This is a genomic window from Marinicella pacifica (assembly GCF_014636635.1).
Taxonomy (GTDB): domain Bacteria; phylum Pseudomonadota; class Gammaproteobacteria; order Xanthomonadales; family Marinicellaceae; genus Marinicella; species Marinicella pacifica.
Window position 1 is genome coordinate 1 of the sequence record NZ_BMEO01000015.1, and the last position, 22,332, is coordinate 22,332.

The 22,332-nt window shown below is 46.0% G+C and carries 23 protein-coding genes; 4 read left to right on the plus strand and 19 right to left on the minus strand.

Annotated features, from left to right (window positions below; all coding sequences use genetic code 11):
* Positions 1–113: 113 nt before the first annotated feature.
* From IEV16_RS12075 to IEV16_RS12120, 10 genes are all read right to left on the minus strand, one after another.
* The gene (locus IEV16_RS12075) at positions 114–509 is read right to left on the minus strand and encodes a hypothetical protein (RefSeq protein ID WP_188365976.1); all 396 of its coding nucleotides are present in this window, start codon (positions 507–509) and stop codon (positions 114–116) included.
* Between the two features lie 267 nt (positions 510–776).
* Complete coding sequence (locus IEV16_RS12080; protein ID WP_188365977.1) at positions 777–1,475, minus strand: response regulator transcription factor; 699 nt, start codon at positions 1,473–1,475, stop codon at positions 777–779.
* A complete protein-coding gene (locus IEV16_RS12085; protein WP_188365978.1) occupies positions 1,472–2,797 on the minus strand; it encodes a sensor histidine kinase in 1,326 nt (441 codons plus the stop codon). Before IEV16_RS12085 ends, IEV16_RS12080 begins: the two co-directional genes overlap by 4 nt.
* Complete coding sequence (locus IEV16_RS12090) at positions 2,794–3,828, minus strand: SAM-dependent methyltransferase (RefSeq protein WP_229728345.1); 1,035 nt, start codon at positions 3,826–3,828, stop codon at positions 2,794–2,796. Before IEV16_RS12090 ends, IEV16_RS12085 begins: the two co-directional genes overlap by 4 nt.
* Complete coding sequence (locus IEV16_RS12095; protein WP_188365979.1) at positions 3,818–4,597, minus strand: DUF1295 domain-containing protein; 780 nt, start codon at positions 4,595–4,597, stop codon at positions 3,818–3,820. Before IEV16_RS12095 ends, IEV16_RS12090 begins: the two co-directional genes overlap by 11 nt.
* On the minus strand, positions 4,587–5,117 hold the full coding sequence (locus IEV16_RS12100; protein WP_188365980.1) for a DUF2878 domain-containing protein: 531 nt from the start codon (positions 5,115–5,117) through the stop codon (positions 4,587–4,589). The genes IEV16_RS12095 and IEV16_RS12100 overlap by 11 nt, the downstream gene beginning before the upstream one ends.
* Positions 5,118–5,120: 3 nt before the next feature.
* Positions 5,121–6,443 carry an SAM-dependent methyltransferase gene (locus IEV16_RS12105; RefSeq protein ID WP_188365981.1) on the minus strand — a complete coding sequence of 441 codons (1,323 nt, stop codon included), beginning with the start codon at positions 6,441–6,443 and terminating at the stop codon, positions 5,121–5,123.
* A 1-nt stretch (position 6,444) separates the two neighbouring features.
* On the minus strand, positions 6,445–7,215 hold the full coding sequence (locus IEV16_RS12110; protein ID WP_188365982.1) for a DUF1365 domain-containing protein: 771 nt from the start codon (positions 7,213–7,215) through the stop codon (positions 6,445–6,447).
* Positions 7,208–8,449, minus strand: a complete 1,242-nt coding sequence (locus tag IEV16_RS12115; RefSeq protein ID WP_188365983.1) for an NAD(P)/FAD-dependent oxidoreductase — start codon at positions 8,447–8,449, stop codon at positions 7,208–7,210. The genes IEV16_RS12110 and IEV16_RS12115 overlap by 8 nt, the downstream gene beginning before the upstream one ends.
* Positions 8,446–9,363, minus strand: coding sequence for an acyl-CoA desaturase (locus IEV16_RS12120; protein ID WP_188365984.1), 918 nt, complete (start codon positions 9,361–9,363; stop codon positions 8,446–8,448). The genes IEV16_RS12115 and IEV16_RS12120 overlap by 4 nt, the downstream gene beginning before the upstream one ends.
* A gap of 132 nt (positions 9,364–9,495) precedes the next feature.
* On the opposite strand from IEV16_RS12120, the gene IEV16_RS12125 reads away from it, so the two are divergent.
* Complete coding sequence (locus IEV16_RS12125; protein WP_188365985.1) at positions 9,496–10,050, plus strand: nuclear transport factor 2 family protein; 555 nt, start codon at positions 9,496–9,498, stop codon at positions 10,048–10,050.
* Positions 10,051–10,053: 3 nt separating this feature from the next.
* Entirely contained in the window at positions 10,054–10,602 is a 549-nt protein-coding gene (locus tag IEV16_RS12130) for a chalcone isomerase family protein (protein ID WP_188365986.1), read from the plus strand.
* 36 nt (positions 10,603–10,638) lie between these two features.
* On the opposite strand, the gene IEV16_RS12135 is transcribed toward IEV16_RS12130, so the two are convergent.
* Positions 10,639–11,991 (minus strand): hypothetical protein, encoded by a 1,353-nt coding sequence (locus tag IEV16_RS12135; RefSeq protein WP_188365987.1) that lies wholly within the window; start codon positions 11,989–11,991, stop codon positions 10,639–10,641.
* 11 nt (positions 11,992–12,002) lie between these two features.
* On the minus strand, positions 12,003–12,944 hold the full coding sequence (locus IEV16_RS12140; RefSeq protein WP_188365988.1) for a YbgA family protein: 942 nt from the start codon (positions 12,942–12,944) through the stop codon (positions 12,003–12,005).
* 144 nt (positions 12,945–13,088) lie between these two features.
* Here IEV16_RS12140 and clpS point away from each other — a divergent pair, with 144 nt between their 5' ends.
* The gene (gene clpS, locus IEV16_RS12145; RefSeq protein ID WP_188365989.1) at positions 13,089–13,409 is read left to right on the plus strand and encodes an ATP-dependent Clp protease adapter ClpS; all 321 of its coding nucleotides are present in this window, start codon (positions 13,089–13,091) and stop codon (positions 13,407–13,409) included.
* Positions 13,410–15,677, plus strand: coding sequence for an ATP-dependent Clp protease ATP-binding subunit ClpA (gene clpA, locus IEV16_RS12150; protein WP_188365990.1), 2,268 nt, complete (start codon positions 13,410–13,412; stop codon positions 15,675–15,677).
* 60 nt (positions 15,678–15,737) lie between these two features.
* On the opposite strand, the gene infA is transcribed toward clpA, so the two are convergent.
* From infA to gspF, 7 genes are all read right to left on the minus strand, one after another.
* Complete coding sequence (infA, locus tag IEV16_RS12155) at positions 15,738–15,956, minus strand: translation initiation factor IF-1 (protein WP_188365991.1); 219 nt, start codon at positions 15,954–15,956, stop codon at positions 15,738–15,740.
* Positions 15,957–16,047: 91 nt separating this feature from the next.
* Positions 16,048–17,919 (minus strand): hypothetical protein, encoded by a 1,872-nt coding sequence (locus IEV16_RS12160; RefSeq protein WP_188365992.1) that lies wholly within the window; start codon positions 17,917–17,919, stop codon positions 16,048–16,050.
* A 50-nt stretch (positions 17,920–17,969) separates the two neighbouring features.
* Complete coding sequence (gene ung, locus IEV16_RS12165; protein WP_188365993.1) at positions 17,970–18,653, minus strand: uracil-DNA glycosylase; 684 nt, start codon at positions 18,651–18,653, stop codon at positions 17,970–17,972.
* A gap of 5 nt (positions 18,654–18,658) precedes the next feature.
* Positions 18,659–19,468 carry a response regulator gene (locus IEV16_RS12170; protein ID WP_188365994.1) on the minus strand — a complete coding sequence of 270 codons (810 nt, stop codon included), beginning with the start codon at positions 19,466–19,468 and terminating at the stop codon, positions 18,659–18,661.
* Between the two features lie 45 nt (positions 19,469–19,513).
* Positions 19,514–20,449: a cell division protein FtsX gene (locus IEV16_RS12175; protein ID WP_188365995.1), complete on the minus strand. Its 936-nt coding sequence runs from the start codon at positions 20,447–20,449 to the stop codon at positions 19,514–19,516.
* Positions 20,446–21,114, minus strand: a complete 669-nt coding sequence (ftsE, locus tag IEV16_RS12180; protein WP_188365996.1) for a cell division ATP-binding protein FtsE — start codon at positions 21,112–21,114, stop codon at positions 20,446–20,448. Before ftsE ends, IEV16_RS12175 begins: the two co-directional genes overlap by 4 nt.
* 2 nt (positions 21,115–21,116) lie before the next feature.
* The gene (gspF, locus tag IEV16_RS12185; RefSeq protein ID WP_188365997.1) at positions 21,117–22,331 is read right to left on the minus strand and encodes a type II secretion system inner membrane protein GspF; all 1,215 of its coding nucleotides are present in this window, start codon (positions 22,329–22,331) and stop codon (positions 21,117–21,119) included.
* Position 22,332 lies beyond the last annotated feature (1 nt).

Sequence of the window (22,332 nt, forward strand, 5' to 3'; positions counted from 1 at the left end):
GATACTTCCTTAGGGGTTAACGCTGCCATAATTTGCAGTTTTGGAGTGGAGGCTTTTGTGCTATTTTAAAGCACAAAAGGCGTAACGGAAAAACTGTCAAATTGATGGCCTTGTTAGAGCTGGTGGAATTCACGTAAAAACTCCTTTTTATTTTGAGCGAATTTTCTATGGTCTTCATGATTTAGCTTTCGCTCTTTCTCCGAAAACCCTGGAGTAATTACACCCCAATTTGAGTTTCTGACAAAATAGATAACCACATCTACGTTACTATTTTCCCAGCAATTCTGAACCAAATGATCATCGCCTGTTGCATTAACGGTTTTAACTTGGATACGGTAATAATTTGGACCATCTGAAATTAATATATCTGTTTGATGCCCATGATCAAGAATCGGAATAAATACTTGCCATCCATCCTGCATCAGCCAGCTCACCACCATACTTTCAAATGATGTATTTTTGAGTGCCTGGTGTGTACCGGCTTTGGTTTGGGTCAATCTTCTAGGCATCTAATGATTCTCTATTTTTGCTCTAACAATTTATTAAATGTGCATTTTACCCTTAACTATAGCAGAAAATGGGTGCTTTTCAGTGATATTTGGCGTTTTTACCCTTAAAATTACACATATATACCTAAAAATTGCACTATTATTCGGTTATTTCGAGTTTAAAGTGCATTAGTGCACTATTATCTGAATATATCGGGATTAAAGTGCAAATTTGAAGCGGTTTGATCAGATTTGAGCTATCTTGGTTGGCAGCGCTCAACATACTGACTATTCTTTATTTCCACCCTCATCCGCCATCTTCAATCCTACACCCGGTATGGTGTGCAGGAGTTCTTTGTCGAAGGGTTTGTCGATGGTTTTGCGGAGGAGGTAAAGGTGGCTTCTGAGGACGTCGGATTCGGGGACGAGGTCGCCCCAGAGTTGTTGGGTGAGTTGTTCTTTGGTGACGACTTCGGGGGATTTTTTCATCAGGACTTTGAGGATTTGCATGCCGGTGGGGGAGACTTTGAGGACTTCGTTGCCACGTTTGACCTGCATGGTGGCGAGATCAAACACCAGGTCGCCGACCTGCAGGGCGCTTTGGTCGAATTCGCCGCGGTGGCGGCGGACCAGCGATTTAACCCGGGCCACCAGTTCGTCGGGGTTGAATGGTTTCACCAGATAATCATCGGCACCGGAATCAAAGCCGGTGAGTTTGTCGTCGATCCGGTCGCGGGCGGTGAGCATGATAATGGGTACATCGGAGCGGCCTTCTTTGCGGACTTTTTGGCAGATTTCAAAGCCTTCGATGCCTGGCAGCATGACATCTAAAATCAGGGCGTCATAGTGGTTGGTGACGGCCAGATGCAGGCCGGTGATGCCGTCGGCGGCATAATCCACGGTGATGTCAGCGAGTTCCAGAAAGTCGGTGACGGTTTCGGCCAGTGATTGGTGGTCTTCCACCAGTAAAACGGTTATATTGCTCATGTGTTTTTTTCCTCAGAAGCTAATATTCTAACTTGGGTTAGCGTTAATGTCACGCGGGTTCCCTGCCCGGGCTGGCTGGCAAAATCCACTTGCCAGCCGCTTTGTTGGCATAGCCAGTCGACAATGGACAAGCCGAGGCCGAAGCCTTTTTCGCCGAATTCATCGCCGCGATAAAAAGGTTCTTTAATGCGCGCCAGTGTTTCGGTGTCCATGCCTTTGCCCTGATCGGCAATGATAATGTGATTGTGATCGATGGTCACGGTAATCTCCGGTTCATCGCCTGAATACAAACAGGCATTACGCACCAGATTACTGATAATCATGGCAAAAACCTGTTCTGACAGCGGTGCTTCAATCAAGTGTCTGGCCTGCCAATGCAGATGAACTGTCTTTTCAGAGAATAAAGCAATGGCCTGTTCAACACTGTTTCTAAGGACATCATTCACCACGGTGACTTCCTGGTTGGTGACCTGGTTTTCACGGGATAACACCAGCAAGGCTTCAATTAATGCCTGCATATCCGCCACCATCGGTTCCATGCGATTAACCAGCTTTTCTGCCGGGGGCGCTAAGGGCTGTTTTTTTAACAGCTCAATATTGCCCTTTAAAACAGTCAGCGGTGTTCTGAGTTCATGCCCGGCATAACGTGAGAAGTTTCGTTCGCGACTGACAAATTCAGCAATCTTTCCGGATACTTTTTCAAAAGTTGTTACCAACGTGGCGATTTCGTTGTTGGCGTTCTGATTCAAATCATCAAAACTTAATTGACTCAGGCCCGCTTGTGAAATATCCACTTGCTCCAATTTCCGCACCAGTTGCAAAATTGGCGACAGGGCCCGTTTCGAATGCACGTAGGAAATAAAGGCCGGCAGGTAAATCGCCAGTAACACAATCACCAGTGGCGTGATGCCAAAATAAAAGGCCAGTTTCGAGACCTGGGCTTCTTCAAACACCAGAAACAATTTCTGATTACCTTTCTGCGTTACATAGGCAATCGGCATTTTATGGTTTAGTTCAACCCGTTGGTAGGCTTCTTCCATGGTTTTTAAAGGTGCGGGAACCGCGGAAAAATCATCATTTTTGACCATATAACCGGTGAGGTTCATGGTTTTAGGCAGTGGGAAATCAGGGTTTTTCGCCCGGTGTTCCCAGAAGAATTTGGCCTCGCCCTGTAAAGCCTGTTTAATCAACACATTTTCCACCACTTTGGCGGCACCAAAGACACCGCCGATGGTGGCCAGGCTGATAAAGACCAGTTGAATAATAAAGACTTTATTGAGTTTACTGACTAAGCCTTTATCTTTTTTAATGGTGTTGTTCATTTATTTTTTGGCGACCACAGATAATGGCCCACCAGCCACTGATTGCCCTTATCATAACCAAACAGCTCGGCACATGACATAAAAAAGATGCGCCATCGCTGCCACCACAGCGTTGCATCATCACCATAAACCCGCTGTAATACCGGCATAATTTCGGCTTTGTACCGGTCCATATTGGCCAACCAGTCATTCGATGTTTTCTCATAATGCTGACCGGATAACAGCCAGCGCTGCTTAACAGTCATATCATCCTGGAAAAATAAAAAGGTATCTTGCGCCGGCATTTGACCGCCGCTGAAGAAATACTTCGACATCCAGTCATCTTCACCCCGCACCTCGTAAGGATACATTAAAAAGCGGTGGCAAAAGATATGCACAAACATCAGGCCGTCAGGCTTCAGCCAGGACGAACAGTTGGCCAGTAATTGCTGGTAGTTACGGATATGTTCGAACATTTCAATCGAAATAATGCGATCGAATTGTTGCTCCAAACTTAATTCATTAATGTCACAAGTGATAATCTCGACGTTCGTTAAACCCCGTTCCTGTGCCTGTCCCATAATGTACTTTCTTTGTGAATGGGAATTGGAGACGCCGGTAATCCGGGCTTCTGGAAATTGTTCGGCCATAAACAGGGTCAGCGAGCCCCAGCCACAACCCAGTTCCAGAATATGCTGACCATCTGCTAATTGCGCCCGTTCAATATATAAATCCAGCATCCGACGCTCGGCGGTAGATAAATCATCGCCCGGCTGGTAGTAGGCCGATGAATATTTGGCGTAATCACCGAGTACCCAGCGATAGAATTCAGCGTCCACTTCATAATGCTGTTCGTTGGCTTTGTCGGTGTCGATGGCCATGGCGGTTTTTTTCAGCTCATCCAGAAATTCATGAAATCGCTTTGATGCCTGTCCCGGATTGAACGCATGTTCTTCTTTCAGGCGCTTTTTAATTAAATGCCGGATACCGGCGCGAATCATGAAATCAGGGACGAGGCCACGCTCGACCCAGTTGATGGCATTAGAAATCATTGTTGACAGGTCCTATAAAAAATTTGTTGGTTTTTTGTTGGTAGCGTTTGTACGCCAGCCCGCGTTTTTTCAGGGCTTGTTGTTCAGAAAACGGAATACCGGTGAGCTTTAATAAGAACAGTAACATCAGCGCCACCATGCCCCAGGCGTACCAGATATAATCGCTGTGCCACAACAAAACCGGGTAAACAAACCAGTGGAGCCATTCAAAAAAATAATTCGGATGACGCGAATAACGCCACAAACCGACGTTACAGACTTCACTGCTGTCATGGTTTTTCTTAAAGCGATGCAACTGCCGATCCGCCAGGCTTTCACCGATAAAAGCACCGCCACCAATCAGCACAGCGGCGACCATTTGCCACACCGCCAGCGCGCCGGACGTTAATAACCAGTAGGCCGGTAGTGAAAACAGAATACTTAAGCCCGCCTGGAACATAAAAAACACAAAGAATTTTACCTGCGTGTTTTCAGACCAGTGATTTCGCAGATGACGGTAACGGGAATCTTCCTGCTGACCGTCATAACGCGCCACCAGATGCCAGCCCAGACGGCCATACCAGATGACCGGGAAAATCAGCACCATCAGGTGATTGCTGATATCGGCGGTTAAGGTCAGCTGATAAATAATCGCCACCACGACGATACCCCAGGCCCAGGCCATATCGACACTGTCGGCATGTTTTGTTTTGACCTGATAAATAAAGGCACACAGCTGTAATAAAACACAGGCAGCCGTCGCCAGAATAATGGGATGGTTAAGACTCATAAGCGTTTCTCCACGATTTATTCACGCCATATAAAACACTGAAATAAAACCACCAGCCGACGGCAATCAGCAGCATCACAGCGGTGGGTTTTTGTAACACCACGGCGCCCAGTTTATCGGCTGAAAAATAACTTAAGGGCGCACCAATAATTAAAAATGCCGCACCCAGCCAGTAATGCTTAAATAACCAGCGCATGCCAATTTTTAAGGACAGCGCAAAGCCCATCCACAGCATAAATATCCAGTAAGGCGGCAGCCATGGGATGTTATTAAACCACTGGCCGTAATCGATCCAGCCACTGGCGCGCAAAAACCCGTCCAGGACAGCCCCGACCAATAAACCAATCAATAACGCCATCCAGTCACTGCGTTCCCAGCCTTCGTAAGCGGTGACCAACACCATACAAACAAACACCGCCAGCGCGGTAAGCTTATGCTGATAAGCCACGCCCAGAACCACTGAAAACCACAAGGCGTTCAATAGCATGGCATGAATCAGCGTTTTTATTCGACTGGACATCGCTTATGAAATATCCGTTTTGCGCCACATGGGTCGGCGGTTACCGGGCTTAGCCAGCAGTAAATGCACATCACTGATGGCGCGTTCAATAAAACCACCTTCACAGTAGCTGAAATAAAACCGCCACATACGGCGAAAATGCTGATCGTAGCCCAGTTTATCTAATTGTTCGGTTTGTTGGTTAAAGCGCTGCTGCCAATCGGCCAGGGTGCGGGCATAGCTGCCACCGATGTCTTCTAAATTAATGAGCTTTAATTGGGTGTGATCACCGGCAGTACCCACCAAAGTACTCACCGAAGGAATAAAGCTACCCGGAAAAATATGCTTTTTGATGAAATCAACAGATTTCAGGGCTTGTTTGTAACGGCTATCTTCAATGGTAATCGCCTGAATTAATGCCAGGCCATCGTCTTTTAATAAGGCATCGCATTGTTTTAAATAAGTGGCCAAATAGTGATGGCCCACGGCCTCGACCATTTCAATGGAAACCAACTTATCAAACTCACCGCTGAGATCACGGTAATCTTGTTTCAGCAGCGTGATGCGATCTGTTAATCCGGCGCGCTTAACCTGTTCACAGGCGTAGCGATATTGTTCTTCAGAAATGGTGGTTGTGGTCACGCGGCAACCGTAATTTTTTGCGGCGTAAAGGGCAAAACCGCCCCAGCCGGTGCCAATTTCAATCACATGATCCTGTTCACTCAGTTGTAGTTTTTCACAAATAAGCTGTAATTTTCGCGTTGCCGCTGTTTCTAAGTCATCCGACGGGCTTTCATACACCGCCGAGGAATACATCATCCGCTTATCCAGAAACAGACGGAATAAATCGTTGCCTAAATCATAATGCTCAGAAATGTTTTTGCGACTGCCCTGTTGTGAGTTTTTGTTAAAAAAATGCCCCACTTTGAGCAACGCGTTTTTAATCCGTGCACTACCATTTTCAACACCATCGAGCCAGTCACGGTTACGCACAAACACCCGAATCAGGCGGGTTAATTCATCGCAATCCCAGTCACCACGACTGTAGGATTCCGCCGCACCGACACTGCCCTCCAGCGCCAGGGCCGAATAAAACCGGTCATCATGCACCCGAATACTGACCTGCAAGTCAGATAATTCATCACCAAAATGAAACTGTTGATCCCCTTCGATAATAATCAGGTGGGCATGCCGAATCCCTTGGAGCTGTTTAAGAAGCTGTTTCTTCAGCCAGCGGGTGAAGCGACTGCGTTGGGGACGTTTGTGAGCAACGGGTTGGCCATTTTGCGGGCTGTTAAACTCACTTTGAATACTTTTAGTTTTTACTTTGTAGTTAACTTGAGACATATTATTCTGTGTTTGGGTGATTGTAAAAAGAGACTTTTTTGAGCCATAAACGGGCGGCCTGATAATAAATATTCAGCCACATTTTCCAGGCCTGTGCCGGTTTTGTGATGGTGATACCGCTATCAGCGGACAGCCATGAGGTTTTCATGCCCACATACATCAGCGTTGCATCGTTTTTAAACAGTTTCATGTGCACATCGACGCCTGAGGCGTTCACCACAAAGCGCCACTGATAATGAATATCCATGGACACAAAGGGAGAAATATGGAAACACTTATCAAAACTAAAATCATAGTGATTGTCGGTGTTTTGTTGTTGGCGACAGTCATGAAAATACAGCTGTTTCTCGCCCCAGGGCGTGTTGTTAATTTCCGAGACAATGGCGTGCAGTTGTTGTTGCCGATAACAGAAATAAAAACTCACCGAATTAAACCCGATCCCCATAAATCGCGGATGGGTCATGAGCAACACTTCACCAGAAAACGCTTCACCGCTCTGATGGGTCACATAATCGCTGATTTGCTCTAAAATTGAACGTGACTGACAGAACACATAATCACGGTTGTCAATAGCATAAATATTGAATCGGTTCAGGCTTCGAAACAGCGATTGACCGGACCAGTCCTGTACTTGATTTAACGACAGCAGATGCCAGTACATGCGATTGGTAAAGCGGTGCTCTCTGGGGCTAAAGCGGTGATGCACCACTTCACCGCTCAGAAAACCCGGTTGCAAAATTTGGCTGTCAGTTATGTTGACAGATTCAGACATGGCGTTCTAATAATCTCCGGGCGGCTTCGACACCACTTTGGGCGCCGTCTTCATGAAATCCCCAACCGAGATAAGCCCCACAATAGTAGCTGTTGTTGTGGCCTTGCAGGGCCTGAATTTGTTGTTGTCGTTCCGGCGTTTTGCGGTCATAAACGGGGTGTCGATAGGTTTTCTGAACCAGACACAAGTCTGGATTAATGCGATCGGTTTGGTTCAGACTGACAATCACCGGCGATGAAACGGTTAAATTCTGGAGTTTATTGAGGTAATAATTAACCTGACAGCCCTGATTGTCCTCGCCATAATAATTCACCGACCAACTGGCCCAGGCTTTAGGATTATGGGGTAATAAGGACGCATCGGTGTGTAAAACCATGTCATTGTCCACGTAGCGGATCCCACCAAGGGCGGCCGCTTCTTGTAAAGTCGGTTGTTCAATGAGCGCCAGCGTATCATCAACATGGGTGGCAAAAATCACGGCATCATATCGTTCGACAGCCGCTTCTGTGGTGATAAGAACACCCTGATTATCTCGCAAAACCGATTGCACCGGCGTGGCTGTGAATGCCCGTCCCTGCATATGCCGTTGAATGGCGCTGACGTAATTTCGCGATCCACCGGTGATGGTGCGCCAGACCGGCCGGCCGGTGAGTTGCAACATCTGATGGTTGGCCATAAAACGCAGTAAATAATGCACCGGATAGTCTTTCACCGTGTCAAAATCCCCAGACCACAGGGCGCTAACCATCGGCATCATGTGCTCATGAATGAATACTTGTGAATAATTTTCACGCTGCAAAAATTCATAAATACCGGTGTTATCCTGTGCATCTAAGACCGCCGGCGCCTGTCGATAGAATCGACGAATATCCAGAATCATACGATAGAATTGTGCGCTGATAAGGTTTTTGCGCTGACAAAACAGACCTTTCAGATTGGTGGCGTTATATTCCAGACCACTGTGGCGATTAGACACTGCAAAACTCATATCAGAATTTTCATAGGGTACTTTATACCGCCGCAACATATCGACGAAATGATGGTATCTGTCCTCATTAAACACCAAAAACCCGGTATCAACGGTTAAAGGCTGTCCATCCACTTCAATGTCATGGCTGTCGGCATGACCGCCCAAAACCGGTGCGGCTTCATACAAACTGTAATCCATGTGACCGTTGAGTGTGTCGGCAGCCATCAAGCCTGAAATGCCGCCACCGATAATTGCCACTTTCATACCGCTGCTCCGCGTAATTTCTTTTTGGCCAAGAGTATTTTGTTGGGCGGTTTTAAATCCCAAATCAAACCTGTTTTAGACATCAACCACAAAATGTAATAACTGATATCAATCTGCCACCAGCGGAACCCCTGTCGCACGGATCCGGGCGAACAGTGATGATTGTTGTGCCAACCTTCACCAAGGGTCAAAATCGCCAATATAAAGTTATTGCGGCTATTGTCCCCGGTCTCATATTCCCGGCTGCCAAATACGTGAGCCAGTGAATTAATGGCATAGGTGATATGCGCCAACAACACGGTTGAAACCACATAACCCCAGACCACCAGTTGCAGGCCGGAGGTGTTTAGAGTCGGAAAAACTGCATCTAAAATTTCACCTAAAGCAAACAAGAAAATGATGTAAAGTACGGGGAAAATGATGTCATAGCGATCTATCCAGCGCAGCTCAGGAAACTGGTTTAAGTCCTTGACTCGTTCTTGCTGGGTGGCAAAATTTTTATCCTGTAAAAACCAGCCCAAATGACTGCGCCAGAACCCATGTTTCGGACTGTGCGCATCAGCATCCGTATCCGCATGGATATGATGATGTCGGTGATGGGCCGCCCACCACAAAGGTCCGCGTTGGGTCGCTGTGGCACCAATCACGGCAAATATGGTTTGCATCAGACGACTGGTCTTGAATGATTTGTGAGAAAAATACCGATGGTAAAAACCGGTGATGGCAAACATCCTGACAAAGTAGGACAAACCGCAAACAAGTAGCGCAAAACCGGTCAATGGCACCCAAAAAACCATCAGACAAGCTAAATGCAACAAAATAAATGGCACAATACGACTCCAGGCAATGGATTCAGAATCTGAATCAGGCTGGTTATGCTGGTTATCGAACCATTGTAGCCACATTTTTTTCATCAACGATATTTCTTATAAAAACACTTATTTTATGTTTCAGCGGTGAAAACAATGTGAAGTGGTTACGCCTTCTGTTCACGGCATATCGACACCATTCCCGCTAATATAAACGTTTTGAAATTGTGGTGATTTGTGCTGAAAATTATTTTGATATTGATTGCTGTTGTTGTGGTGCTGTATGCCTGCACCCGATCGCCCGGTCATAAGCCGGACCAGAGCTTTCAAGCCTATTTTGATGCCATATCCCAACACCCTGCCAGCCATCAGGCAGATGCCAAACAGCAAATGCAACGGGTGTTTGCGGATATGTCAGAAGGTGCCACCGCGGAGACCATCGAAGCGGTCTATGCCAAAGACCTTTACTTTAATGACACCTTTAAGATCATTACCGACCGGGATAAACTGGTCGAGTACCTCAGTGAAACCGCCCAAAACGCTGACACTAAAGTGGAGATTTTAGAGGTGATTAAAAGCGATGATGATTACTATGTCCGCTGGCGCATGCAGATGGCTTTCTCTGCCGTCGGCAAGGACATCGAATCGAACTCCGTGGGCATCAGCCAATTACGTTTTAATGAACACGGTCAGATTACTTTTCAGCATGACTTCTGGAACAGCAGCGAGGCTTTTTATGAGCATTTACCCTTCATCGGACGCTTTTTAATCAAGATAAAACAACGACTTTAGTCTATGAAAAATACAATTGCTCTTACCTTTATCGTGCTTTCAATAATTGGACAGGCACAGGCCACTGAATTATCAGATCAACCCCAATCACTCACCGCTTATGATCAAAACTGGCAACAATGTAATCACCACATGGTCCGCAAAGGCATTATCTTCAAAGTCGCCGACATCGACTGGTTCTCCACTGAATGCCGAAAAGACAAAAATATTTTAACGACAACACCGGTTTTACTGCGCTTTACTTATTTGCGTGACATCGACCGTGAATTCTTTATCGACAGTGCCACTGAATACTTTTTACGCAATCTCGAACAACCCCAATCCCCACAAGCCAAAAAGATTATCAAGGATTTCAATCAAAGCTACCAGGATGTCACCGACAGTGATGTTTACGATTTAGTCATTGACCAGGAAGGTACACTCAAATTGTTCAAAAATAACAACCTGATTCAAAGCACTAAAGACCCGCTCATCCGAAATAACTACTTTAAAATATGGTTCGGCAAAGAGCCCGTTTTACCTAAGCTTAAAGACAGTTTTACCTCTTCTTAGCAACCTGATTAAAATTAATAGTAACTTTTGTAATTATTATTGAGCAAAACCATGTTCATAAATCAGATCTGTGACAATTCGTTGCTGATGGGTCATTTCTTGCATTGTTAACGAAGTGTTACCACCGGCTTCAACTTTATGCATCACCACACCGATTACCGGTAAACCATAATAGACATAACGTTCATTGTTGTTATGACTGTCCCTGCCTGTAGAGGTGTTGAACAGAGAAAAATCAAACTCAACTGTACCTAATTCATTTTCTGTATCTACAACATCATGATGCTGATCAATCAAAAAGGGTACCGGTGAATAAGTTGGATTATTGAAACCCAAAACATTAACGCTTCGGCAAAGCGATACTGATTGTGGATTAACCAATGGTTCTAAAACACCATTATCGTCAAAACTATTAACGGGAACAACCTCACAGGCACCATTGCTTAGGAATTGCTGGGTAAAAGGGGCAAAGTATTGCGGGTAATTAAGGTTTACATACTTATTTTTAGTGGGGAAAGTCAACACCACTTCAGTAGCAGTTGTTTGATTGTTTAAAAATTGGCCACTCAATAATGTGCGCATAAACGAAGCACTGGCCGCTTCATAAACTGTAATCCAAGTGTGTTCTTGGGCTTGGTTATCCAAAATAAGTTGGTTTTGGAGTGTGTTGGCTTCCAAAAGCAAGTAATTTCCAGGTGGCGCATGAAAAAATTGACCATCATTATGAAAATCTTCAATGGCAATGGCCTGGTAATCAAATTGATGACCGCCAATCATGTTTTTAATCGTCATGGAACCCGAAATTCCGCCGGTTGCCGGTTGTATATCAACAGCCGCATCATAAGACCATTGTCCATTTTGAAAAGAATTTTTTATGAAATCACAATCATTATCGATGGCATTAGCGTGATCACCAACAACTTCGCCCATTTCATATACCTGGATAAAGCCGGTCTGGCTCCGGACCAAATCATTAACGGCCGGATCATTATCCAGTTCATAAGGCAGAAAGTCCTGAGGATTGCCTAACCACGGGGTACAACCCTGGTTGAAGGACACTAATCGTGTGCTGGACTGACCTGTATAAGGCGGTGGCAATGAGGACAATCCAGAAATCAATTGACCCGTCCATGATTCCAATGGAGATAAATATAAATTCAATGGCAAAACCGGTTGGCCATTAAAGCCTTCCCTAAATTCGATTGAGATGGCCTTGTATTGGTTTGTGTTGTTTTCAATGGTCAATAAATTTCTTAAATCATTTTGTACCGAATAATAAGGGAAGATTAAAGCCTGTCCCTGATTGGTATCACTTAAGCTGATGGCCCTGGCTTGTTGAAAGGCCACAAGCGCAGCCATACATAAAAATAAGTCGATTAAATTTCTCATTGTCCTCTTTCTTATAAATGATTTTGTAACCCCAGTTCGTTGGGATAGGGTTTTAAATATACCTGGTCTAATAAGTAATTTATGTGATGCACTTCTGCATAATGGCGCATTAATGTCAGTGGTGTCATCAGAAAAACCTTTTGTTGCTGATATTGTTCGATGGTTTTTATGATGGAGACTTTGGCATCTGAGGGGAGTTCTTTTTTGAAAAAACCCAGTAAATGATACAGGACATTGACATGGCTTTTAATTTTGGCTTGCCGGGACAGGCACTGCATAAATAATTGAAAATATTCATCGCGTACTTTTTCGCCGTCTCCGGCGTTGGCGACAATGCGGCCCAAATCACGGTACATGACTTCTGAATGGGCTTGCAACAGGAATTTATGTTGGCGATGAAAATCTACCAGGGCGCCGGGTGTTGGATCCGTCAGAACTTCGCGGCGCCATCGGTCAGTGCCAAACACCCGGATAATAAAGTTTTCGCGCAGACGCATATCATTCAGACGCCCGGCTTCTTCCTTGGGCAGTAAGGGCATGGCATCATCGATGGCTTTGGCATAAATACCGGTTTGAGGCTCGTTATGAGGCATGCCGTTGGGTAAATAGGCTTTCACACGAAAAAGGCCGCAACTGGGGGATTTTTGCATAAAAATATAACCGCAGACATCTGCCAAGTCCGGGAGGCGTTTTTGCGCCAAATCCACTAATTGTTCGGTATAATCGTTTTTGTGGTCATTAACGTTTTTGGCTTTAACCCCATCATTTTCCATCACCAAACGTATGGGTTCACGCGGTACACCCAAGCCTATCTCAACTTCCGGGCAAATGGGCACATAATCAAACCACTCAGCGAGTACCTGAGTGCAAAAAGGGGCGCGTTTATGACCACCGTTGTAGCGCACCTGTTGTCCCAATAAACAAGCACTGATGGCTATTTTAATTTTTTTCATGGTGTTAGTTTAGCGATATATTGTGAAAAATGAATGATTTATTCCGGATTTTTTATTTGTCTCGGCTTGGTGTAAAATGAAGTGAACTTGAAAAGCACATTAAATGCCATGATATTATGTTCAGACCCTTAGATAATACAACCCATGAGCGATAAACAAAACAAAACCCAACAAGGTGTTGATCTGCTGGAACAACTCGAATCACAGATTAAAGACCCGAAAATGTACAAAGTGATGCTGATTAATGACGATTTCACGCCGATGGATTTCGTCATTGAAGTGTTGCGTAAATTTTTCTATATGGACGAATCACAAGCCACTAAAATTATGTTGCACGTCCACACGCGCGGGCAAGGCGTTTGCGGTATTTTTACCCATGAAGTGGCCGAAACCAAAACCACATTGGTCAACGATTATGCCCGTGATCATGAGCATCCGTTGCTGTGTGTCAGTGAGGTGGTGTAAATGTTAGACAGTCAATTAGACCAGAATATCAGCGAAATATATACACTGGCACGTCAAAAGCGCCATGAACTGCTGACCATGGAGCATCTCATGCTGGCTTTGCTCAAAAATAAGCAAGCCTTGCAAGTGCTAAAAATGGTGGGTGCTGATTTGCATCTGCTGGAACAAGAGTTGCAGGTGCTGATTGCGCAGCATGTCAAGATTTTACCGGCTGAGGCGGATTTTGAAACCCAACCCACACTGGCATTTCGTCGGGTCATACAGCGCGCCATCTATTCCGCCCAATCAGCTGAGGTGAGTCAGGTCACCGGTGACCGGGTGTTGGTGGCGATGTTTGATGAATCGGATTCGCACGTGGTTTATTTACTCAATAAACAGGGTGTGTCGCGTTATGATGTGGTCAGAAGTATTGCCCATGGTGGTTTTGATGAAGTAGAACAACCCCTCACCGAGCAACAGGATGATCAGGGTGATGAGGCCGACAAGAAAAAGCCGGACAGCGGCAAAAGCTTTCTGATTAACCTCAATAAAAAGGCTCAGCAAAGTAAAATCGATCCATTAATCGGTCGAGATCAGGAAGTGGAACGGGTCATTCAGGTTTTAATGCGCCGATCTAAAAACAACCCCTTATTAGTGGGTGAGCCCGGCGTCGGTAAAACCGCCATTGCCGAAGGCCTTGCCCTTAAAATTGTTCAAGGCAAAGTGCCTGAAGTGATGGCGAATGCGCAGGTTTTTGCCTTAGACTTGGGCGCACTGTTGGCCGGCACTAAATACCGTGGTGATTTTGAAAAACGCTTAAAATCGGTGATTAAATACATCGCTGATATTGATCATGCGATTATGTTTATTGATGAAATACACACCATTATCGGTGCCGGTGCGGTCTCAGGCGGTTCTCTGGATGCTTCAAATCTTTTAAAACCGGCCTTAAGTAAAGGCAGTTTGCGTTGTATCGGTGCCACCACCCAAGATGAAGTGCGCACCATTTTTGACCGGGATCGAGCCCTGGCCAGACGATTCCAGAAAATCACCATCACGGAACCGTCAGAATCTGAGGCCATTCAAATATTGCGTGGTTTGCAACCGTATTATGAAGACTTTCACGAGGTCAATTATCTCGATGAAGCAGTGACCGCAGCGGTTAAATTATCCGCCAAACACATCAGTGATAAATTTTTACCGGATAAGGCCATCGATGTGATAGATGAAGCCGGTGCCTGGCAGCGTATTCACGGTCTACAAGAGCAACCCATTACAGCTGCCGATGCCCGGCGGGTGGTGGCCTCGATCGCCAAAATTCCGGTGGCTGATTTAAACCAACAGGACACTGACCGACTCAAATCCATTAAACGCAATTTAAAACACGTAATTTTCGGTCAGGATGAGGCCATCGAAATTCTCGCCGACACCATCAAAATGTCACGCGCCGGCCTTAACCGCGATCACCGCACGGTGGCCAATTTACTGTTTGCAGGACCCACCGGCGTCGGTAAAACCGAAGTTGTTCGGCAGTTATCTCACCACCTGGGCCTTAAACTGATACGTTTTGATATGTCCGAATATATGGAACCTCATGCCGTTTCAAAACTGATTGGCGCACCACCCGGCTATGTGGGTCACGAACAAGGCGGTTTATTAACCGACAAGGTACATCAAACACCCCACGCCATCGTCTTGTTGGACGAAGTGGAAAAGGCTCACCCGGATATTATGAATATCTTGTTACAGGTGATGGACAACGGAAAATTGACCGATTCCAATGGCCGTGAAACTGATTTTCGCCACGTGTTGTTGGTGATGACCACTAACGCCGGTGCCACCTTGCACAGTCGCAGCAGCTTTGGTTTCCTGGAACAGGATCACAGCAGTGATGCGATGCAGGAAATTAAACGGGTGTTTATCCCTGAGTTTCGTAATCGACTGGATGCGATTGTGCCCTTTGCCAATTTAGAGGTGAGTCACATTGAACGGATTGTCGATAAGCTGATGATTGAATTGGAACATCAATTAAGTGATCCGGGAATTCAATTTAAGCTGAGTGCTGCTGCCAGAAGCTGGCTGGTGGACAAAGGTTATGACCGAGAAATGGGTGCCAGACCAATGCAACGTGCTATTGATCAGCACATCAAAAAACCGTTGGTGGATGACATTTTATTTGGTGATTTAAAAAACGGCGGTCTGGTTAAAATTGACGTCGATCAGGCAACATTAACATTTGAAATTGAAACCGACGTCAAACAAGCCCTTGAGAAAGAAAAAGCAGAGTGAACCTAACCTGATGTAATGAAATCATCGGTTTTGCGCAAACGGCTCAACCCGACGATTTAATTATTTGCTGCGGAACGTGATTCGCCCTTTACTTAAGTCGTAAGGGGTGAGTTCTACAGTCACGGTATCACCGGTTAAAATACGGATATAGTGCTTACGCATGCGTCCAGAGATATGCGCCACCACTTCATGTCCGTTTTCCAATTCAACACGAAACATGGTGTTGGGTAAGGTATCGATAACCTTGCCCTGTAATTCAATTACATCTTCTTTTGCCATAAATTATTAGGTCTTCTCAAAAAAAAGAGGGTCATTTTACCAGAAAGTGGATATTTTTACAGTGACAAGCTGAACAGTTGTTAATGAGACCTTAAAAGCCATCGGCAAAAATCAAATCAGTTAATGGCACCAGTGCCGGCACCCAAAACTCACCTTCAGCCTGTTCACCGGTTAGTTGCACGGCACCCGTAACCGGAGATTGATTTAACGTGACCGAATATGTATAGCCGGTACCCCAATGAATAAAATTATTCTGCTGCGCATTAAATTGGAGTGTATTGCCGGTGTTGTTCATCAACCAGTTATTGAGTGGACTGTCATCCACATCGTTGAATTCATACTGACTGACCGACGTGCCGCTTTGCATTGGCACACGCAAAGCAGATAGGCCGGCATGATAATCATAGGCTTCCACAAAGTAATGATAACGGTATAAACCACCACCTAAATCGATCACCTTTGTTTTGACCGATAAATACCCCTTATTGGGACGTAAAACCCGAAATGAAGCGGTATTATTCACAATATCATAGCCATTATCCGGTACCCAGCGATCGGCGGCCGGACCTTGTGCAAACGAACCGGTATTGGTTAAAAATTGATTGGCAGGGTTATACGCCACAGGCCGACTACCCATACTGTTATAAATATTGATATCATCACGCACTATGTACCAGGCGGATAAATAATAGACGGCCTCGATGTCGTTCAGATCGCTGACTTTAATACGCATGCGGTGCTCATCAGCGGCGGCACCCTGGGTTTGCGTACCCGTACAACCCGGGTCAAAAAATGAACCACAACTGTTCCAGGTGCCCAGATAGGGATTTATTTCACTTCTTGGTGCCAGATGCGCACTGTTGTCGTTACTTTGTTTTCCGTAGGTGTCCCGACAACCCGGCCACAAAATATTATTGTCATAACAGTTCAAGGTGCATTGTTGATTAGTGGTATAAAAAGCATGTTTTAGCGCAGAAGCGGCAACTTGGGTAAATCGACCATCTTTTTCCCGGTATAAGTTCCAGATAAGATAGGGATGTTGATCATTATTATAGGGCGGGAAAGAACCGGTAAACTGGCGATACCAGGGCACATCGGCATCACCGATATTCTGTAAGCGTGCTGTTGGAATGACAATGCGATCCGTACCGCCACCATTGACCTGACGACTTTCACCGGTGAGTTCAATCAGCATCACATCTGCAGGATCCTGCGGTGAAGGCCATAATGGTCTGGAGTCACATTGTGGCGGTCCGCCTTTAATGCCCGCGTTCAGATCATTCACGGTGACATCATTCACCATTTGCAACGAACCCACCACATAACCGGATAAATACGCTTTATCCAAACGTTCAGCCAACCATCTGCTTAAGCGCACATCCACATGCTGGTAGCGCAGCACACTGTGGCCCTGTTCCCACACCGTGTGAATATTATCAAGGTGAAACAACACCTCACCCTGACCGGTGGTGATGTCCAATACCGCCATATCACCGGCTTTTGGCGGGCGTTTGGCATGGGCTATACGCAAATCCTTAAACGCCAGGACCCGTCCCTGATGACGCAGAATCAAACTGCCTTCAATAAACAATTGACCGGACTGCACACCTTCAAAAATGCCAAACGGTAAAAATAATTGTAAGCCACCCACCTTTTTGATCGCAAATTCTCCGGTCACATACTGTCCACCCAAATGCTGATCATAATCCAACAAGCGACGCCCACCCTGATACAAATTCGGTATAACGATACCATCGGCCAACTGTTGTTCAAGTTTTAAGCGCATTTCACCGCCCACGGCATAACCAAAACGATTTATGTGGTCTTTGTACAGAGGCTGATCAATAAGTTCTTTTAGCCAGGGCGCAGGGGAATCGGGCAGTTTTAATTCACTGTGTACTGAAGCAAAGCCCAAAGTGAAGACTGCAAAAAGAAACAGCTGTGTTTTTTTTATACCGATCATGTTTTAATTATAAACAGCATAAGCCTCTTTAAAAAACAAAAATATGCGTTTTAGGGTAATTGCCAGATTATTTCAGTGTTATGATGTTTTTTTAGATAGTCATTGGCTTTGGAAAAATGCCGGCAGCCGAAAAAACCCCGATGAGCAGACAAGGGTGAAGGATGCGGGGCTTGGAGAATCAGGTGCTTTTTGTTATCAATCACACGTCCTTTTTGCTGTGCATAGCTGCCCCACAACATAAAAACCACGTGATTGCAGTGGCTGTTAACCGTGGTAATCACCGCATCCGTAAAGCGCTCCCAACCCCTGTCACGATGACTGGCGGCCTGATTTTGACGTACCGTCAACACGCTGTTTAATAACAACACGCCCTGCTTGGCCCAAGAGGTTAAGTCACCTGTTTGGTTGTGAACCGACAAATCCGAGTTGAGTTCTTTGTATATATTTTTTAGAGAAGGCGGCAAAGCCGTTCCCGGCTGCACCGAAAAGCTTAACCCATGGGCCTGACCGGGTCCGTGATAAGGGTCCTGGCCTAAAATCACCACTTTGACATTGGTTAATGGTGTGTGATTAAAGGCCGCAAAAATCTGTGATCCGGGCGGATACACCACTTGTTTGATCTGTTTTTCTCTGATCAAAAACTGTTTAAGTTGTTGCATGTAGGCTTGTTGAAATTCCTGATTAAGAACCTTCAGCCAACTGTTTTCAATTTTAGGAGTCAGGGTTTCAGCCACAAAACTTAATCGGCTTGAGCAGTTTTTGCGCGGTGAAATTGGGTGAAACGAATTTGGAATTTAATTTTTTTCACCAGCGCTTCCTGATTGACCGGCTTGCCAATAAGATCATTGGCACCGCTTTGCAAGATTTTCTTCTGGTTTTCCGTGTTTTCATCGCCGGTCATGATGACAAAAGGCATATCAATCTTATCCAAACCCAACTCACTGCGCACATATTTAAGAATATCCATGGCCGTTTCGTTATTTTTCAGGTAATAATCAGTGAGCACCAGATCAAATTGTTCAGCCGCGCTCTCGGCATCCGGAATCAGGGCCTTGGCATCGGTGACACTTAAGGTGTGGGTGATATCCAGGTTATGGTTTTGCAACAGTTTTTTGGTGGCATGGGCCACCACCGCGGAATCTTCGATATAGAGAATTTTACCGTTGATTTGATCTTCGGGCTGTAACAATCCCGATAAAAAAATCTCCAGCCCTTTTTGGCCAGCGGCTTTGTCCATATAATCGGTAACATCACTACCCAGCAGACGCTCTTTAAGTCGATTATCCACATCACCTGAGACCACAATCACCGGCAAATAATGATGATTTTCACGCACATAAGCACAAATTTTGGTGCCATCATCATCTTTTAAACGCAAGGCCGTCAAAATCAAATCCACCCGATGCTCTTTAAGATGCTCTAACGCCTCAGCGACACTGCTGACAGCAATCACATCGGTGTAGGGTTTAATTTTTTTCACCAGCTTTTCAGTCATGGTGCGCGCCAATTTCGAAGAGTCAGCAATCAAAACTTTATGGGAATCAGTCATGGGCTTTATTGTACACGATACGCATCAAAACTGTTTTTGAATTGTTCACAGTTTGTGAATATGACCGGAGCTACTGATGCGGGCACCGAGCCAGGTTATGGCACCGCAGAGCCCGATAAAAATCAGCCATTGTGACCAGGAGCCAACATTAATTTCAAAAGCTCTGCCAAAGCTCATGGTCAGTGCCATCAGTGGTTTTTTCATCCACCACAAAGTAATCATCAGTAATAACCAGGCCAGTAAACCGGCCAGCACTCCATAATAGACACCACTGTATAAAAATCGCCGGCGAATCTGGCCGGGGGCGGCGCCGAGCAGTTTTTTCAAGCTGATTTCAGCTTTGTGGGCGGCGATTTCATTGCCGATGGAATGGCTTAAGAACACCAGCACGATGGTGAGAAAGATAACAATACTGCCCTGAGTGAGATAATAAAGCGCCTGGGTTACGGCCTGAAGTTGGCGATACCAGTCGGCATCAAAGCTGACATAATCAATATCGGGGTGTAATTGTAATTGCTTTGCAAGGGATTTTAATTGTTCAACGGTGGCGGCTTTATGCGGTTTGAGCATTAGTTGATCGGGTAAATCATAATCATCAATGACCGAAATCACCTGATTAAGTTGCGGGTCGTCACTGAGGTCAGCTTTGATCTTTTGCTTGGCCACCAGGGTCACATCAGCAATCAGTTTTTTATGAGACAATTCTTGTTGCAGGTTTTGGCGCTGTTGTTCGCCCACCTTGGGGTTTAGAAACACCGCCACGCTGCCCTGGTTTTGCCACTGCTGCTGTACGCCGTCAAAATTCTGCCACAGAGTCCACATCAATAAAGGCAGATAAAAACAAATGGCCAGCGTTATCACGGTAAACAAGCTGCTATAAGGGGTTTGCAAGGGTGTTTGAAAGCCACCCAGTACAGCCCGGCCATGTCCACGGTACCAGCGTTTGAAGGCATTGGGTTGATTATCAACAGTTTGGTTCATGACGGTCTGTAATCATCAATGAGCTGCCCCGAATCAAGCACCAGCACCCGCTTACGCAGGCGTTTAATCAAAATAAGGTCATGAGAAGCAATCACCACCGTTGTGCCATTGGCATTGATGCGCATAAACAAATCCATCAACTCCAGGGACAAATCCGGATCGAGGTTACCGGTGGGCTCATCGGCCAGTAAAATCGCCGGTTTTGAAATAATGGCTCGGGCAATGCCGACGCGCTGTTGCTGACCACTGGATAACTGACTGGGATAAAACCGGGTTTTTTCAGCCAGCCCCACCTGTCCGAGAATGACCCGGGCTTGTTTGCGGCTTTCTTTGACCGTGAAGCCCCGCAACCACATGGACATCGCCACATTATCTAAAATGGTGCGATTTTCAAGTAAGCGATGGTCCTGAAAAATCATGCCCAAATCCCGGCGATAATGGGGCAAAGCGGCATCTGACAAATGTCGGATATTGTGGCCGTTTACTTCGGCCTGACCGTAGGAAATGGTTTCAATGCGCATGATAAGCTTTAAAATCGAGGTTTTACCGGCACCCGAGTGACCGGTTAAAAACAGCATCTCACCGGCATCCACTTCAAAACTAACATCACTCAGTGCCTTGTTGTGTTTGCCGTAAGATTTACTGACGCGATTAAAGGTAATCATATCTAATTCAACAAGGTATTGATCTGAAATATGGGTAACAGCATGGCGAGGACAATAAACAGCACCATCAGACCCACAAACAAGATTGCCAGCGGCTGAATGGCATTGGTTAAGGTGGTGAGCTTACTTTCCACGTCCCGCTCCTGCACCAGGGCAATGCGGTTCAGCATTTCACTCAACCGACCGCTTTGTTCACCGGAATGCACCAGTTTGACAGCCAGCGACGGAAATTCCCCCACCGAACGCATGGCACCGGCCAGTGAGGCACCCTCACGCACCGACGTCGCCACTTGTTGACAGGCCTGTTGCATGACTGCATTGCGCACCACTTGAGCGGCCAGGGACAAGGCCGACACAATCGGCACCGCACTGTGTGTTAAAATCCCCAGCGTCCGGGTAAAACGAGCGCTTTGCGCGGTTCGGGTCAATGGGCCAAAAACCGGCAACCTCAACAACCCCCGATGCCAGGCCAAACGAAATTCAGGTTTTTGCAGAGCAGCGAAAAAAGCCATGAGCAACAACACAAACACCAGCAACAATAACCAGCCGTAGCCAGCCAGAAAGTCACTGACGGTAATTAAAATCTGCGTCATCATCGGCAAGGCCACATTGGCCGAGGCAAACACATCAATCACTTTGGGCACGATGTAAACCATCAATCCGGCCACCACCGCAATGGCGGTGACAATTAAAATCATCGGATAAATTAATGCTGATAAGGATTTTTTACCGAGGGTTTCGCGGGTTTCCAGATAATCGGCCAATTGCAATAACACTTCGGCCAGTTGTCCGGCCTGTTCGCCGGCTTCGACACTGGTGGCCACCAGTTCATCAAAGGCTCTGGGGAATAAGCGCATGGCATAAGCCAGCGACTGGCCTTCCATAACCTTGGCATGTAAAGTGGATAATATCCGCTCAGTATTGCGGTGATCACTTTGCTCTTGCAAAGTGGTTAGCGCCTCATCCAGCGGCAAACCCGCTTCCACCAATGTGGCCAATTGCCGAATCACCAGCGGTAGTTCATTTTTTTTAAAACGTATTCGAAACTGACGGCTGTCTGATTGACGGCTGCGGCGTTCAATCACCTGTTTGACATCAATCGGCGTGAGCTGCTGAGCGCGAATTAACTGGCGTGCCTGTTTAGCACTTTCGGCCTGAACAATGCCTTTACGGGTGCGTCCGGCGGCATCTAAGGATGTGTATTCAAAGGCCTCCATG

What these genes read in the sequence shown, in the direction of transcription:
- IEV16_RS12075 (WP_188365976.1), bottom strand. Translation starts at nt 509, where the DNA reads ATGCCTAGAAGATTGACCCAAACCAAAGCCGGTACACACCAGGCACTC.
- IEV16_RS12080 (WP_188365977.1), bottom strand. Translation starts at nt 1,475, where the DNA reads ATGAGCAATATAACCGTTTTACTGGTGGAAGACCACCAATCACTGGCC.
- IEV16_RS12085 (WP_188365978.1), bottom strand. Translation starts at nt 2,797, where the DNA reads ATGAACAACACCATTAAAAAAGATAAAGGCTTAGTCAGTAAACTCAAT.
- IEV16_RS12090 (WP_229728345.1), bottom strand. Translation starts at nt 3,828, where the DNA reads ATGATTTCTAATGCCATCAACTGGGTCGAGCGTGGCCTCGTCCCTGAT.
- IEV16_RS12095 (WP_188365979.1), bottom strand. Translation starts at nt 4,597, where the DNA reads ATGAGTCTTAACCATCCCATTATTCTGGCGACGGCTGCCTGTGTTTTA.
- IEV16_RS12100 (WP_188365980.1), bottom strand. Translation starts at nt 5,117, where the DNA reads ATGTCCAGTCGAATAAAAACGCTGATTCATGCCATGCTATTGAACGCC.
- IEV16_RS12105 (WP_188365981.1), bottom strand. Translation starts at nt 6,443, where the DNA reads ATGTCTCAAGTTAACTACAAAGTAAAAACTAAAAGTATTCAAAGTGAG.
- IEV16_RS12110 (WP_188365982.1), bottom strand. Translation starts at nt 7,215, where the DNA reads ATGTCTGAATCTGTCAACATAACTGACAGCCAAATTTTGCAACCGGGT.
- IEV16_RS12115 (WP_188365983.1), bottom strand. Translation starts at nt 8,449, where the DNA reads ATGAAAGTGGCAATTATCGGTGGCGGCATTTCAGGCTTGATGGCTGCC.
- IEV16_RS12120 (WP_188365984.1), bottom strand. Translation starts at nt 9,363, where the DNA reads ATGAAAAAAATGTGGCTACAATGGTTCGATAACCAGCATAACCAGCCT.
- IEV16_RS12130 (WP_188365986.1), top strand. Translation starts at nt 10,054, where the DNA reads ATGAAAAATACAATTGCTCTTACCTTTATCGTGCTTTCAATAATTGGA.
- IEV16_RS12135 (WP_188365987.1), bottom strand. Translation starts at nt 11,991, where the DNA reads ATGAGAAATTTAATCGACTTATTTTTATGTATGGCTGCGCTTGTGGCC.
- IEV16_RS12140 (WP_188365988.1), bottom strand. Translation starts at nt 12,944, where the DNA reads ATGAAAAAAATTAAAATAGCCATCAGTGCTTGTTTATTGGGACAACAG.
- clpS (WP_188365989.1), top strand. Translation starts at nt 13,089, where the DNA reads ATGAGCGATAAACAAAACAAAACCCAACAAGGTGTTGATCTGCTGGAA.
- clpA (WP_188365990.1), top strand. Translation starts at nt 13,410, where the DNA reads ATGTTAGACAGTCAATTAGACCAGAATATCAGCGAAATATATACACTG.
- infA (WP_188365991.1), bottom strand. Translation starts at nt 15,956, where the DNA reads ATGGCAAAAGAAGATGTAATTGAATTACAGGGCAAGGTTATCGATACC.
- IEV16_RS12160 (WP_188365992.1), bottom strand. Translation starts at nt 17,919, where the DNA reads ATGATCGGTATAAAAAAAACACAGCTGTTTCTTTTTGCAGTCTTCACT.
- IEV16_RS12170 (WP_188365994.1), bottom strand. Translation starts at nt 19,468, where the DNA reads ATGACTGATTCCCATAAAGTTTTGATTGCTGACTCTTCGAAATTGGCG.
- IEV16_RS12175 (WP_188365995.1), bottom strand. Translation starts at nt 20,449, where the DNA reads ATGAACCAAACTGTTGATAATCAACCCAATGCCTTCAAACGCTGGTAC.
- ftsE (WP_188365996.1), bottom strand. Translation starts at nt 21,114, where the DNA reads ATGATTACCTTTAATCGCGTCAGTAAATCTTACGGCAAACACAACAAG.
- gspF (WP_188365997.1), bottom strand. Translation starts at nt 22,331, where the DNA reads ATGGAGGCCTTTGAATACACATCCTTAGATGCCGCCGGACGCACCCGT.